The 14,400-nt window shown below is 64.1% G+C and carries 11 protein-coding genes; 5 read left to right on the plus strand and 6 right to left on the minus strand.

Going from position 1 to position 14,400, the window contains the following annotated elements; genetic code table 11:
* Positions 1-19 precede the first annotated feature (19 nt).
* The 4 genes from VF515_00630 (at position 20) to VF515_00645 (ending at position 7,225) form a co-directional block, all read left to right on the plus strand.
* Positions 20-1,282 carry an N-acetylmuramoyl-L-alanine amidase gene (locus tag VF515_00630; GenBank protein ID HEX7406130.1) on the plus strand — a complete coding sequence of 421 codons (1,263 nt, stop codon included), beginning with the start codon at positions 20-22 and terminating at the stop codon, positions 1,280-1,282.
* Positions 1,279-4,002, plus strand: a complete 2,724-nt coding sequence (glnD, locus tag VF515_00635) for a [protein-PII] uridylyltransferase (protein ID HEX7406131.1) — start codon at positions 1,279-1,281, stop codon at positions 4,000-4,002. Before VF515_00630 ends, glnD begins: the two co-directional genes overlap by 4 nt.
* Before the next feature lie 16 nt (positions 4,003-4,018).
* Positions 4,019-4,957, plus strand: coding sequence for a site-specific tyrosine recombinase XerD (gene xerD, locus VF515_00640; GenBank protein HEX7406132.1), 939 nt, complete (start codon positions 4,019-4,021; stop codon positions 4,955-4,957).
* A gap of 228 nt (positions 4,958-5,185) precedes the next feature.
* A complete protein-coding gene (locus tag VF515_00645) occupies positions 5,186-7,225 on the plus strand; it encodes a hypothetical protein (protein HEX7406133.1) in 2,040 nt (679 codons plus the stop codon).
* A 32-nt stretch (positions 7,226-7,257) separates the two neighbouring features.
* Here VF515_00645 and VF515_00650 read toward each other — a convergent pair whose 3' ends face one another.
* Entirely contained in the window at positions 7,258-8,244 is a 987-nt protein-coding gene (locus VF515_00650) for an alanine racemase (GenBank protein HEX7406134.1), read from the minus strand.
* 109 nt (positions 8,245-8,353) lie between these two features.
* Between VF515_00650 and VF515_00655 the strand changes: the two genes are divergently transcribed.
* A complete protein-coding gene (locus VF515_00655) occupies positions 8,354-8,527 on the plus strand; it encodes a hypothetical protein (protein ID HEX7406135.1) in 174 nt (57 codons plus the stop codon).
* Here VF515_00655 and VF515_00660 read toward each other — a convergent pair.
* The 5 genes from VF515_00660 to VF515_00680 form a co-directional block, all read right to left on the minus strand.
* On the minus strand, positions 8,489-9,721 hold the full coding sequence (locus VF515_00660) for an ABC transporter permease (GenBank protein HEX7406136.1): 1,233 nt from the start codon (positions 9,719-9,721) through the stop codon (positions 8,489-8,491). The genes VF515_00655 and VF515_00660 overlap by 39 nt on opposite strands.
* Positions 9,718-10,455 (minus strand): ABC transporter ATP-binding protein, encoded by a 738-nt coding sequence (locus VF515_00665; GenBank protein HEX7406137.1) that lies wholly within the window; start codon positions 10,453-10,455, stop codon positions 9,718-9,720. The genes VF515_00660 and VF515_00665 overlap by 4 nt, the downstream gene beginning before the upstream one ends.
* Before the next feature lie 4 nt (positions 10,456-10,459).
* Positions 10,460-11,680: an efflux RND transporter periplasmic adaptor subunit gene (locus VF515_00670; protein HEX7406138.1), complete on the minus strand. Its 1,221-nt coding sequence runs from the start codon at positions 11,678-11,680 to the stop codon at positions 10,460-10,462.
* Positions 11,681-11,703: 23 nt separating this feature from the next.
* Positions 11,704-13,251: a DHA2 family efflux MFS transporter permease subunit gene (locus tag VF515_00675; GenBank protein HEX7406139.1), complete on the minus strand. Its 1,548-nt coding sequence runs from the start codon at positions 13,249-13,251 to the stop codon at positions 11,704-11,706.
* A gap of 83 nt (positions 13,252-13,334) precedes the next feature.
* Positions 13,335-14,366: an HlyD family secretion protein gene (locus VF515_00680; protein ID HEX7406140.1), complete on the minus strand. Its 1,032-nt coding sequence runs from the start codon at positions 14,364-14,366 to the stop codon at positions 13,335-13,337.
* Positions 14,367-14,400: the final 34 nt, after the last annotated feature.

Consider the following 14,400-nt stretch of genomic DNA (forward strand, 5'->3'; position numbering starts at 1 on the left):
GGAGACGACGGAGCACTGAGTGCGGCGACGGTTGGTGGCCTGCCTGGCGGTGGCGATGGAGGTGACGGTGGCGAGGCAAGCCGACGCCACCGCAGTCGTGCGCGCCGTGCGCCATATCACCACGCCCAACACCAGCCGCCTGGTCGTCGAGTGCTCCGCGCCGGTGCATTATCGTTTGCAGCGGGTCCCCGCCCGCCCCGAGCTCGGCGTGCCAGCGCGAATCTATGTCGATTTCTTGGATAGCCAGCTGAGCAGCGAGGCGCGCGCGGCAGTCGAACTCCCCGAAGGACCGCTGCTGCGCCTACGTGCCGGCGAGCCGGCGACCGCGACCTCCCGTCTGATCCTGGATGTGCCGGGCCTAACGGAATTCGGCGCCTTTTCGATGACGGACCCATTTCGCCTCATCATCGATGTCCGCGGCACGCCGCGCCCCGGCCCGGCCAAGACCACGACAAGGCCTGACAGTGCGACGCAGGCGGGACCGCCGCTGCCGCAACCCGCTCCCAAGCTGGCCACGGCCGCAAGGCCTTTGACAAGCGCGCCTCAGCCGCGTCCCCCTGTTCTCAGCCGGCCCGCGCCGCAGCGGTTCAAGATCGTCCTCGACCCCGGTCACGGTGGGAAAGATCCCGGAGCTATCGGGATCGGCGGCGTTGCGGAAAAGGACGTGACCCTGGCCATTGCCCTGCGCCTGAAGGAACGCCTGGCGACCAGGTCCGATACCGACGTGGTGCTGACGCGCGAGACGGACGTCTACCTCGCCCTCGAAGAACGCACGGCGCGCGCCAACGCCGAGCGGGCGGATCTCTTCCTCTCGATCCACACCAACGCCAGCCCCAATCCGAATCTCTCCGGCATCGAGACCTATTACCTCAACAACACCAACGACCGGGCCACCATCCGCTTGGCCAAAATGGAGAACGGCCTCACTGGTGTCACCGGCAAGGGCAAGCGCGATGTTGACACCGCGCTCATTCTCAGCGACCTCATTCAAAGCTATAAAGTTCAAGAATCCGTGGTGCTCGCAGAGGATATCCAGCGCGCGTTGGTTACCGGGCTCGATGTCGGCGGCAAGCCGGTGAGTGATCTGGGTGTGAAACGGGGACCCTTCTACGTGTTGGTTGGCGCTGGCATGCCGTGCGTCCTGGCGGAGGTGTCCTTTCTCACCAACCCAGGTGAGGGCAGGAGGCTGACGGAGAGCGCCTATCAGGACGCCATCGCTGACGGCCTCTTGCGGGGCGTCCAGCGATTTGTCGACAATATGCACCTAGCCGAGAATTTATGAGCGAGCCCGACGTGGCAGCGATTGTGGCGGCCTTCCCGCCACTCGAACCGCTGAGTCCGGAATCGGACTGGGGGCGGCCGGCGCGCGAATTCCTGCAAACAGTGAAGGCGCAGCTCTACGGCCACCATCAGCGTGGCGCTTCCGGCCATGCCGTCGTCCACAGCTACACCGAGGCCATGGACCGCCTCATACGGGCCTTGTTCGACGCCGCCAACGTCGAGTACGCGCAGCGGTATTCGCGCCTTGATCAGCGCTGCGCCGTGGTCGCACAAGGCGGGTACGGCCGTGGCGAGCTGAATCCGGGCTCGGATATCGACCTGCTGTTCCTCTATCCGAACAAGCGCGAGCCGTACATCGAACACGTCGCCGAGCGCATGCTGTACAGCCTGTGGGACACGAACCTCACCGTCGGCAACGCCATGCGCAACGTGCGCGAATGCGTGCGCTTGGCGGCGCAGGACTTCAAGGTCAAGACCTCCTTACTCGATGCGCGCTTCCTCTGCGGTGATGAGGCGCTCTACAGCGAGTTCGCCGCCGCCATGGAGCGTGAGGTGCTCAAGCGCAGCGGCGCCCGCTTCTTCAAAGAAAAGCTGGCGGAAAACGAGGAGCGCCACCAGCGTTACGGCGATTCCGTGTACATCCTCGAGCCGCAATTGAAGGACGGTGAAGGCGGCTTACGCGACCTGCACACCGCCATGTGGATGGCGACGGTGAAGTTCAAGATCAACAGCACCGAAGAACTGGTGCAGAAAGGCGTCATCACCCAACGCGAGCTGGAAGAGCTGGAAGAGGCCCACGGTTTTCTCTTCCGCGTGCGCAACGCCCTCCACTTCATGTCCGGCAAGCATCAAGATCAGTTGACCTTCGAGTACCAGGAGCGCATCGCCGCCGAACTCGGCTTCGAGGGATCACCCACGGTCAAGGGCGTCGAGCAATTCATGCGCACGTACTACCTCAACGCCGCCACCATCAACCGCTTCGCCGACGAGATCATCGAGCGCTGCCTGGAACGCGAGCAGCCCTATCGCCTCATCGGCCGCTTCCGGGCGCGTGCAATCCGACCGGGGGTGATGATCGCCGAAGGCGCCCTCTCGATCAGCGGCGTGGAACTCCTGCGCAGCGATCCGCGCAACCTGATCGAGATCTTCGCGGACGCGCAACGCCACGACGTCACCGTGTCCAACAGCACCAAGCGTCTCATTCGCGCCAATCTCGACTTGCTGGACGAGGCGCAACGATGCGACCCACGTATGGTGGCGGCGTTCTTCGGGGTCCTCAGCGGCAAGCACAAGGTCTACGAAACGCTGCTGGATATGCATCGCGTCGGCGTGCTAGGCGCCTTCCTCCCAGAGTTCGGCGCCTTGCTGTGCATGGTGCTGCACGATCTCTACCACACCTACACGGTCGACGAGCACTCGCTCCGCGGTGTGTACGAACTCGAGCGCCTCCGCGCCGGGAGCTGCAAGGACAGCGCGCCGCTGTTGACCCAAGTGGTGCGCGAGATCGATCGGATCGAGATCCTGTTTCTGGTACTGCTGCTGCACGACATCGGCAAGGGCCATGGCGGCGGACATTCGGAGCGCGGCGCGCGCATGGCACGGGACATCGCCGCCCGCCTCCAACTCCACACGGACGAGACGGAGCAGTTGCTCTTTCTGGTAGAGAACCACCTGCTCATGTCACACCTGGCGCAGCGCCGCGACATCCACGACCAACGACTGATCATCGATTTCGCCAAGCGGGTCGAGACCCTCGACAACTTGAAGAAGCTCTACCTGCTGACGTTCGCCGACATGCGCGCCGTGGGGCCGAAGATCTGGAACAATTGGCACGACATGCTGCTGGGCGAGCTGTACTTGCGCACGCTCGACGTCTTCGAGCGCGAAGCCTTCCTGGAGGAAGACCACGCCGAGCGGGTGGAGCGCGTGAAACGGCGCGTCGCCGCGGCCACCGACGGCATCGATCGCGAGGCGATGCAGAGATTCTTGGATGAGATGCCCGATCGTTACTTCCTGGGTACGGCCGAGGAGAGCATCATCCGCCACGTGCGTCTGGTCAGCCGCCTGAACGGGGCGCCGTACCTCACCGAGGTCAAGCATTTTCCCGAGCGGGAGTTTAGCGAGTTCACCGTGGTCACGCGTGACCGCCCCGGGCTGTTCTCCATGCTGACCGGAGCGCTGCTGGCGCACGGCATGAATATCCTCGCCGCCAGCATCAACACCAGTAGCACCGGCGTGGCCCTCGACATCTTCCGGGTCTCGCACGCCGAACAGCCAGAGTCGGCGCAGCGGCCGGAGCGTTGGGAACGCGTGCAAATGAGCCTCGGGCAAGTGCTGAGCGGGGAGGTCGAGGTTGAGCGGCTGGTGGCCGCCGCGCAACGCCCGTCGATCTTGGCGAAAAAATTCGTGCCCCGCGTCGGCACCAATATCGAGATCGACAACGAGGTCTCGGACCACTTCACGGTCCTCGATGTCTACACCCAGGATCGCGTCGGGGTGCTGTTTGCCATCACCAACACCCTTTTCCGTCTCGGGCTGTCGATCCACATCGCCAAGATCACCACGAACGTCGACCAGGTGCTGGATGTCTTCTACGTCACCGACGCAGAGGGCCACAAAATCAGCGACACCGCGAGCCTCGATCACATCAAAGTCGAACTGCATCAGCGCCTCACCGCGGACGAAACCCAGGGGAATGCAGTTCTGAGTGCTGAGTCCTGAGTGCCGAGTGGCTGACATGACTACACGACTCAGGACTCAGCACTCAGGACTCGGGACTCCAATCTCAGCGCTGGACGAGCTGGCCGACCGCTTTCTCAACTACCTGGCAACCGAGAGAGGGCTGGCGGTCAACACGCTGTCGGCATACGGCCGGGATCTGGCCGTGTTTGTCGACCATCTGGATCGCCGGCGCGTCTCCGGCGCCACCGCGGTCCAGGCGGGAGACGTGGTGAGCTTCCTCGAGGCCCTGCAGCAGCGTGGCCTCTCCGCACGCAGCCGGGCGCGGATGTTCGCAGCCGTCCGCGGCCTGTTCGCGTTTCTCCTGCGCGAAGAGGTGGTGACGACCAACCCCACTCGAGAGATCCATCTGCCACGCCTTGGGCAGCGCTTGCCGCATTCGCTCGGTTTCCAAGACGTGATGCAGCTGCTGGGCAGCGGCGACGGCAGCACCCTGGCACAGCGGGACGGTGCCATGTTCGAACTGGCATACGCCACCGGACTGCGCGTCTCCGAGGTGACGTCCCTGAAGGTGAGCCAGGTGAATCTCGAGGCGGGGTATCTGACCGTCGTCGGCAAGGGCAGCAAGGAACGGGCGGTGCCCATCGGCAGCTGCGCGCGCCAACGGCTGCTGGACTATCTCCAGGCGGCGCGCCCCACCATCCTGCGCGGCCGGCTCAGTCCGTACCTCTTCCTCAACCGCGCCGGGCGCCGGCTGTCCCGACAGGGATTCTGGAAGCGATTGCGGTTGACCGTGCGGCGCACCGGCGTTGCCGGCAAGGTGAGTCCGCACACGCTGCGGCACGCATTCGCCACGCACCTCGTCGAAGGCGGCGCCGATCTGCGATCGGTACAGATGATGCTCGGCCATGCCGACATCGCCACCACGCAGATCTATACCCACGTAGCCCGCGACCGCTTGCGTGCCGTGCACCGCAAGTTCCATCCGCGCGGCTAGGGGTTGAGATAGATCGCCGGGTTACTGCCGTTGATGGGAGGCCGACAGATGGGAGGCCGATCCTTGACACAGCCGGCAAGACCGCGGCCTTCTACCCAGGCCCTATTGATTCTTTAAGCGCAACGCCTATGGTTACTTTGGCTCGCTGATTCAGTCTGGAAGGTGAAATGAACGTTTAGCAGGTTTCCTTGTCGATCGCGACGTCAAGCTGTCGCCCACGGAGGAGCAATGAAGAAGCCAGCGCTTTGGTTCATCACAGCCGCTGTTTACGCCGTGATCCCGCTCCGTACATTTGCGGCGCTACCCGCTTGCCCTGCCGTTGGCGCCACTTTGACGATCGCCGTCGACAACGAGACAGGCTCGCCGCAGCCGGTGACCCTGACGGGCTCTCTGGTAACCGCATCCTGCTCCGGCGGAAGTACGAGCTTGGCGCAGACTGTGGAATGCCCTACGGGCTCCAGCGATTGCTTGACCGTCACCGGTCTGGCGTCGGGCGTCTGGAAGCATCAGATCAGTGTCGGCCAACAGAATCAGTACAAGAAGAGCGTCGTCGTTGCCGCAGACCCACACGGAGTCCCGAACACGATCTCCTGGGTAGCGTTCAAGACGGTTCTCACCGTGGACCGGACTGACGATATCTCTTCGAATCCCACCCCACGGTGTCCGAGCAGTCCGGGGACGCTCACCTGCACCCTCCGGCAAGCCATCGCGGCCGGGGCGACCACGCCTGGTCCGCTTCTGGTCCAGTTCGATCCGACGGTATTTGCCGCCGGCACCGTGACCAAGGTCCAGCTGAGCCAGCCCAACGACTTGTCAATCGACGGGTATCGAATGGTGGTGGACGGCACCGATTCTCGCGGCAATCCGAGTTTTCGCGGCGACCCGTACCGCAGAGTTGTTCAGCTGCCCAGCACCGGTGGAGCCTTCGTCTTCACCAACGGATTGGCCGCCCTGACCGGCCTTTTCATCCAGCGTCCGACTTTGTCCGCCGGGGCGCAGCCGGGCGATATGATTGTCTTCGACGGCACGGATGGCTTGGCCCAGCAGGATTCCATCGTGAACTGTAAGATCGACGGCGGCGGCGGCGCGCTGAGCACCAAACTCACTGCCCAGGACTGCATTCAAGGACTCAATGGCGCCGGCGCGGACTGGATCGGCGCCAACGTCGTACAAAACACCGAGGTGACCGCCTGCCCGGACAAGGGAGTGAAGGCAACCACCCTGGCGGACGTCAGGGTTCAAGATAGCTGGCTGCACCACAACATCGGCGGCGGCATCCAGGCCACCCTCAGCGGCAACATCGAAGCGGATCGCAACCTGGTTGAGTACGGCGGCTACAACGCCAGCCGCCAGGTTTTCGACCAGGCAAACGGCCTCGCTGCCAACGGCGCGAGCCCCAGCACGCCCGATATCCCTTCAGTACTCCGGACCGATGGCAACACCATCCGCAACAACAGCTCGCGTGGGATTTCAGTACAAGAGACGTCTTCGGCCACGATCTCGAACGACCTGACGTGCGGCGCTACCAATGGCGGCACCGGCGGACAGAACGGCATCGCCATTTTCAACTCGACAGCCAGCGCGGCCGCAGCCACCGTCCGCGGTGTGGCCGCCGTCTACAACGGTCGCAACGGAGCAACGATCACCGATCAGTCCACCGGCGACTTCGGCCAGGCCGGCGCCGATGGGGGAAACAATGCCTTTGCGCAGAACGCCACCAACCGCTTCCTCGGCGGGCACAACTTCGACAACTCCAGCGCCACGGTGAACGTGCCGGCTATCGCCAACCAATGGCAGCACTGCTACGCCGATCCGGCGCATCCTGCTGCGACCTGCAACGGCAACCTCAACCTCGAAGTTAGCGGCTCGGTGAACTCCACGTCGCCGCAGCCGTACCGTGCCGATGCCAGCGCCCTTCCTGTCGACATTTCGGGTTTCCATCCGACCAAAGCCAAGGGGGGGGATTGGGTGCGCATCATCGGCAACGGCTTCAATGCCGTTGACGGTTACCCGCACCGCGGCAATTGCACCACGACCATCCAGCGGCACAACACCTGCGGGAACCCGATCAAGGGCAACTGTGTGCAGTATCAGAGCGCGCCGGGCGTGTGGACCACACTTCAGGTTCAGTCGGTGACGCCGACCGAGATCGTGGTGAAGCTCCCATCAACCTTCACGTGCTCGCAACCCGTCACCGTTCGAGTCCGTCGCCTCAGCTCTACGGGCACGGCCGTCACCGCCACCGGGACGTTTTGCACCAACTCGTAATCCGGGCCCCGCGTGTCAGGATCGAGCGGCACCTACCAGCCGCGCAGATCGACGGCCCAGGTGTCGAGCACGTGGTCGCCGGCGACCAGGTGCATGCGCTCGTGATACGCCACCGTGGGATCGACATGCGCGGGCCACACGCGGATGCGCTCACCCACCCGCACCCGCTGCTCGGGGACGAAGGTGACGTGCTCGTCCGAGCAAAACAGCACCTGCCCAGCGTCGACAGCAGGGTTGCCGTGGTCCATGCCCAACGCTTTCAATCCGCAGTCGGCCACGGCATAGGCGGGTGAGACGGAGATCACGGTAGTCAGCACGCTGAGCGCCTGCCGGAACGGGAGACCGAGGCGGGCATAGGTGGTGTCCATGAGGGCGTACGAACCGGCTTGGATCTCCGTCGCCCAGAGGTTGCAATCGTAGGTTCCGGTGCCGCCCGCGGAAATGATCTCACCACCGACTTGCGCGTGGGCGGCAAGGAGGAGCTGCATCGACTCCTCGGTCAACCGCACGCGCGTCTCGCGATCTTCGAGGCCAACGACGTGGCCTTCATAGCCCATCACGCCGCGGACAGTGAGCCCCTTCGCCCGGGCGACCTGGGCCAGACGTCCCGCCTCTTCCGCAGGGCACCCGCAGCGCGGCAGGCCGATGTTCACATCGATGACGACCTCGCGCACCCCACCGGCGGCGGCCGCTGCGATGGTGGCGCCGGAATCGACGGCCACCGTCACGCGGGCACCGACCGCACCGAGGCGCCGCGCATTGACGACTTCGTTGGCGAGCAGCAGGTCCTCGCCCAGTCCGGCCGCCGCCATACCCTCCACTTCACGGATGGTCGCGCAGGTAAAGGCGCGATGCCCCATGGCGGCCTGGCGCCGCGCCAGCGCCGTACACTTGTGCGCCTTCACATGCGGCCGCAGCCGTGGTCCGGGAAGCGCGGCAGCCATGGTCACGAGATTGTGGTCCAACGTCTCCGTGTCGACGAGTAACGCTGGGGTTTGCAGCTCGTGTAGCGTGAGCATCGCCGACTCGGTCTATGCGACTATGGCTGCAAAGGCAAAGGCAAGCGTCGCCGCTTCGACTTTCCGGCTCGGCGGGTGGGCACAGAGGCGTGCGACGGGATCAGCGAGGTTGACCGGCGAAGCCGAGGCCGCGAAGGAGAACCTGGTGGCCTTTCAGCAGGAGATCGCGCGCCTGCGCGACGAGAAGGTCCGCATGGCCACTGGTCATGCCACAGCAGGCCGCAGCTTCGTGAAACTCGCGCCCTCACTCGTAGCGCAGCGCCGCGATGGGATCGAGGCGTGAGGCCTTGCGCGCCGGGTAGAAGCCGAAGAACACGCCCACCGCCCCCGAGAACAAGAACGAGCCGGCCACCGCCGACGGCGACAGCAGCGTCGGCCAGGCCGCGAGGTAGGAGATCAGCTGGGCGCCGGCGATGCCGAGGATCGCCCCAGCCAATCCACCGACCATGCTGAGGGTGGTCGCCTCGACCAGGAACTGCAGCAGGATGTGGCGGCCCTTCGCGCCCACCGCCATGCGGATGCCGATCTCGCGGGTGCGCTCCGTCACCGACACCAGCAGGATGTTCATGATGCCGATACCGCCGACCAGGAGCGAGATCGATGCCACACTCAGCAGCAGGTTGGTCATCACCTTGCTGGCGGTCTCCGACGCCTTGGCAATGTCGTTGAGGCTGCGCACGGTGAAGTCGTTCTCCTGCTCCGGCTGGATGTGGTGGCGATCGTGGAGCAGCGTTTCGACCTGCTTGGCGGCATCGCTGATCTCGCCGGCAGACTCGGCGGAAACGAAAACCATGTCCACGGTGCCGAGGAACTGGGTGCCGAGGACACGGCGTTCGGCGGTCGAGAACGGCATGACGACGATGTCGTCCTGATCCTGACCCCAGCCCGTTTGCCCCTTGGCTTCGAGGACGCCGATCACTTGAAAGGGCACATCCTTGATACGAAGCAGCGCCCCCACCGGATCTTCGCCCGGACCGAAGAGGTGATCCACCACCGTCTGACCCAGCACCACGACCCGGTTGGCGGTCTCTTCGTCGCGCTGCGTGATGAAGCTGCCCGTCGCCGCCGGCCAAGCGCGGACTTTCTCAAACGACGGGGTAGCGCCCTGGGCGACGGTTGACCAGTTCTGATCGCCGTACACGACCTGCACGACTTGACGCCGGAAGTACGTGATCTCAGCAACCGAAGGGCATTCCCTCTTGATGGCGGCCGCGTCGCCAACGGTGAGCGTGGAGACGCCGCCCCAGCCGGAGCGCACGCCGGCCGAGGTGGTGGCGCCGGGAATGACCATGAGCAGGTTGGTCCCGAGGCTCATGATCTGTTTTTGCACCGCGGCGTCGGCACCCTGCCCGATGCTCACCATGGTGATGACCGCCGCCACGCCGATGATGATGCCGAGCATGGTCAATGCCGAGCGCATCTTGTTGCGCCGCAACGCCCGCAGCGCCGTGCGGAAGGTCATGCGGAGAAGTTTCATGAGCGGCTCAGCAGCTCCACCCCGGAACGCTCCTTCACGGCAGCCCCTTGCTGCACGTCGGATATGATCTGCCCGTCGCGGAAGGTGATCACCCTCTGCGCGTATGTGGCGATGTCCGGCTCGTGCGTGACCAGCACGACGGTGATGCCCTGGTCGCGGTTGAGGCGCTGAAAGATCTGCAAAATCTCGAAACTCGTCTGCGTATCGAGGTTTCCCGTGGGTTCGTCGGCCAGCAGCAACGACGGCCGGTTGACCAGTGCGCGCGCAATGGCGACACGTTGTTGCTGCCCGCCGGACAGCTGGCTCGGCACGTGGCTTTCACGCCCCGCCAAACCCACGGCGGCCAGCGCTTCGCACGCCCGTTGGCGCTGCTCCGCCAGAGGTACGTCGCTGTAGAAGAGTGGCAGCTCGACGTTTTCCAGCGCGCTGGTGCGGGCGATCAAGTTGAAGCTCTGAAAGACAAAACCGACCTGCCGGTTGCGGATAGTCGCCCGCTGGTCGGCTGATAAGCTGGACACATCGACACCGTCGAGGCGATAGGTGCCGCTCGTGGGCCGGTCGAGGCAGCCCAGGATGTTCATGAACGTCGACTTTCCGGAGCCGGATGCCCCCATCACCGCCACGAATTCCCCGGCCCTGATGTCGGTGGACGCACCGCACAGCGCCTGCACCTCCACGTCACCGAGGTGATAGATCTTCCACAGGTCGCGGACCTGAATGAGCGGCTCGCCCATGATCTCAACGGAAGCGTGGACTCCCGAACGAAGGCGGCTTCTCGCTCTTGCGTTCGGCGCCACGGCGCAAGGCAACGGCCAGTTCGTCACCGGACTCCAAGTGATCGGACAGCAGTTCAGCGTACTGGTCATCGCGCACGCCCAGTTTCACCTCGACCTTGCGTAGCGTGCGGTCGGGTTGTGCCACCCACACGGTGGATTCGCCGCGGCGCGGCGGCTGCCGTGCGGCTCCATCCTGGCCCGGCGTGGGCTCGGTGCTCGGCTTGCGCTCGGGATTGAAGCGCACCGCACGCAACGGAATCTTCAGGACATCGTCACGCCGTGCGGTGATGACGGCCACCGAGGCGGTCATGCCCGGCTTGAGTTCCAGCTCCGGGTTGTCGACCGCCACCACGACATCGTAGGTCACCACATTCTGCACCGTGATGGGGGCGTTCCGGACCTGAGCCACGGCGCCAGTGAACACCTTGCCGGGATACGCATCCACCGTGAACGTTGCCGGCTGACCCGCGCGCACGGCGCCGATGTCCGACTCGCTGACGTTGCTGTCGACCTGCATCTTGGTCAGGTCCTGCGCAATCAGGAACAGCGTCGGCGTCTGAAAACTGGCGGCCACTGTTTGCCCGACGTCGACGTTGCGCGAGACCACCACGCCATCCACGGGCGAGGTGATGTCGGTGTAGGCCAGGTTGATCCGTGCTTCCTGGAGCGAAGCCTCGGCCTGCTGTATGCCGGCCTTATCGAGGTTAACCTGGGCCACGGCCTGATCGTAGTTGCTCTTGGCGGTATCGAGATCGCTTTGCGCGATCAGGTTCTTGGCAAGCAACTCGCGGTTGCGACCGAGGGTGAGCCTCTTGAACTCCAAGTCGGCACGGTCCTTCTCCACCTTGGCGCGGGCATTGGCCAGGTTTGCCTCGGCCTCCTGCACCTTGACCAGGAACGGTTGCGGATCAATCTTGGCTACCAGCTGCCCTTTCTTCACCGGGGAATTGAAGTCCGCGTAGAGAGCCTTGATCGGTCCGGAGACGTAGGTGCCGACCTGGACGCTGGTGACGGGATTCAACGCTCCGGTAGCCGTCACCGTCGAAGCGACGGAGCCACGCTCGATCGGCTCGGTCACATACTGGTTCTGGCCGTCACCCTGGCCATGCCGCCAGTAGGTGTAGCCGCCGATGGCGAGGAGGACCACCACTACCACGACAACGATGTAACGCGACCGGACCATCAGCGAGTTCACCTCATTCTCACTCAGTGTGCCGCCGGCACCACCACGGGCCCCCGGCGTGTCTTGAAGAGCAGTAGCAACGGCATGCAGCAGATAAAAAACACGCCAACGATGCGGAACGCATCCATGTACGTCAGCAGGAAGGACTGCCGCGTCACTATGCCTTCGATGGCCGCATAGGCCTGCCGTTGCGCTTCGACGAAGGAGGAGCCGCGGGCCATCAACCCATGAATGATCATGCTCAGCCGCTGGCGCAAGGCGAAGTCGAACGGCGTCACGTAGCGGAGCATATCCTGCCGGTGCTCCCAGCTGCGGTATTGGACGAAGGTGGCGATCACGGCCACGCCGAACGACCCACCGAGCTGCCGCATCATGTTCGTCAGTCCCGTGGCCTGATGGACGTCTTGCGCCGACAGCTCAGAGAGCGCCAGCGTGGTAAAGGGCACGAACAGCAAGCTCAGCCCGAAGCCCCGCAGGATCAGCGGCCAGAAGAAGTCCGCCTGGCCCGACGCCAAGGTTGATTGCGACAGCATCCAGGTGAAGGCGAAGAAGCTGATGAATCCAAAGACGAGCATGAGCTGAGGCGGGAAACCCCGGCGAATGAGACGGCCCGCCAGCGGCATCATGGCCGCAGCCGTCAAACTGCTCGGCAACATTAGCAACCCCGATTGCAGCGCGGTGAAACCGAGGAGGTGCTGGACGAAGACCGGGAAGATGAACTGCGACGCGTACAGCCCGAACCCGTGGATGAAGGTAAAAAACGTTCCCACCGCCAGCGAACGGTTTCTCAACACGCGCAGATCGACCACCGGATGCTTTGTTTTCAACTCCCACCAAATGAAGGCGGCGATGCCGACGGCCGCAACGATCGTCAGGGCGGTGATGTACGGCGCGGCAAACCAGTCATCACGCTGCCCCCGATCGAGAACGACTTGCAGCGCCCCGACGCCGACGACCAAGAGCAGGATGCCCCACCAGTCCACGCCGCCAACTTCCCGCTCCTGGAGTGGATCGCGGATGAACAAGAGTGTCATGACCATCGCCAGGGCGCCGATCGGCAGGTTCACGTAAAAGATCCACGGCCACGAGAAGTTGTCGGTGATCCAGCCGCCGAGTGTGGGACCGACGGTGGGTCCGATCACCACGCCCAGGCCGAACAGCCCAGTGGCAAGCCCCAGCTCTTCCGGTGGAAACGTCTCCACCAGAATGGACTGCGAGGTGGACATCAAGCCGCCGCCGCCGGCACCTTGCAGGAAGCGAAAGAGCACCAGTTCCCAGAGGCTACTCGCATGCCCGCAGAAAAACGAGGCGACGGTGAACAGCAAGATGGAGCCGGCGAAGTAATTGCGGCGGCCGAGGACGGCGGACAGCCAGCTGGCCATGGGCAGGACGATGACGTTGGCAAACACGTAGGAGGTAACCACCCACGCAATTTCGTCCAAGGTGGCACCGAGGTTGCCCATCATCTGCGGCAACGACACGTTGACGATCGTCGTGTCGATCAACTCGATCATCGCCGACAGCACCACCGTGACGACGATGATCCATTTGCGCGCGCCGCTTTCAGCCATGAGAAGCCCTCAGCCTTCAGCTAGGTTCAGACGGAGAGATTAGGCTGAGTGCTGAAAGCTGAATGCTGATCGCTGTCCACACGTCACCCGACATCCACGATCGCCGTGACGCTCATCCCCACTCGTAGCAGGTGACTCGGATCCGGCTCGTCGGTGAACACGATCTTGACGGGAACACGTTGCACGACCTTGACGAAGTTGCCGGTGGCGTTATCTGGCGGGAGCAGCGCGAACTTGGCGCCCGTGGCGGAACCAATGGAATCCACCCGCGCACGGAAAAGGTGGCCGGGATAGGCATCCACCTCGACCGTCACGGCCTGCCCCACTCGCATCTTGCTGAGTTGCGTCTCTTTGAAATTGGCAACCACCCAGACGTCCTGGTCATGGACGATAGCCATGAGCGGCTGGCCCGCCTCGATGAACTGGCCGACCTCGACGCTCTTCTTGGCCACGAAACCGGGGGCCGGTGCGGCGACGGTGGTGTACGAGAGCTGCAGCTGGGCATAGTCGAGGTCCGCCTGACGCTGGGCCACCTGCGCTTCGGCGGCGCCGACCTGGCGGACGGACACCTGGTACTCCGCCTCGGCCGCATCAGCCGCCGCCTTCGCGGAGTCGTAATCCTGCGGTGAGATGACATGCTGCCGGGACAACGACGAGTAGCGCGCAAAGTCCGCCGACGTCTTCTCCCGCCTCGTCTTGATCGCTTCAACGTTGGCACGTGCCACCGCTACCGCCGCCTGCGCCGTGGCCAGAGCCGTCTGCGCCATGTTCACCCGCGACTGCAGATCGCGCGGATCAATGCGAACGATCATCTGGTTGGCGGCAACATGCTGATTGTCGTGCACCAGGACATCGGCCACGTAGCCCGCAACGCGCGGCAGTACGGGGTCGATGTGACCTTCGATCTGCGCGTCATCGGTCTCCGCGTGGTGCGCGTAAAACACGACGGTCCGGATCCCGAAGGTCAGACCGGCGGCCACCAGGAGGGCCAGTAGACCGTACAGGACGACTCGACGAATGGTTGAGGAGCGGACAGGAATGCTGGCAACGGTCTCCACGTCGACAGCAGGCGATATTTCACGCAGACTCGGGGCTCTTTTCTGTGCTTCTTTCACGGCTGACTCGCGGCAATTGGATTTTCAAATCTAC

It is taken from the genome of Candidatus Binatia bacterium, assembly GCA_036382395.1.
Classification (GTDB): Bacteria; Desulfobacterota; Binatia; order HRBIN30; family HRBIN30; genus JAGDMS01.

Excerpts from the sequence above, each read along its gene's own strand:
- VF515_00670 (HEX7406138.1), bottom strand. The coding sequence starts at position 11,680 with ATGGTCCGGTCGCGTTACATCGTTGTCGTGGTAGTGGTGGTCCTCCTC.
- glnD (HEX7406131.1), top strand. The coding sequence starts at position 1,279 with ATGAGCGAGCCCGACGTGGCAGCGATTGTGGCGGCCTTCCCGCCACTC.
- xerD (HEX7406132.1), top strand. The coding sequence starts at position 4,019 with ATGACTACACGACTCAGGACTCAGCACTCAGGACTCGGGACTCCAATC.
- VF515_00645 (HEX7406133.1), top strand. The coding sequence starts at position 5,186 with ATGAAGAAGCCAGCGCTTTGGTTCATCACAGCCGCTGTTTACGCCGTG.
- VF515_00675 (HEX7406139.1), bottom strand. The coding sequence starts at position 13,251 with ATGGCTGAAAGCGGCGCGCGCAAATGGATCATCGTCGTCACGGTGGTG.
- VF515_00660 (HEX7406136.1), bottom strand. The coding sequence starts at position 9,721 with ATGAAACTTCTCCGCATGACCTTCCGCACGGCGCTGCGGGCGTTGCGG.
- VF515_00665 (HEX7406137.1), bottom strand. The coding sequence starts at position 10,455 with ATGGGCGAGCCGCTCATTCAGGTCCGCGACCTGTGGAAGATCTATCAC.
- VF515_00650 (HEX7406134.1), bottom strand. The coding sequence starts at position 8,244 with ATGCTCACGCTACACGAGCTGCAAACCCCAGCGTTACTCGTCGACACG.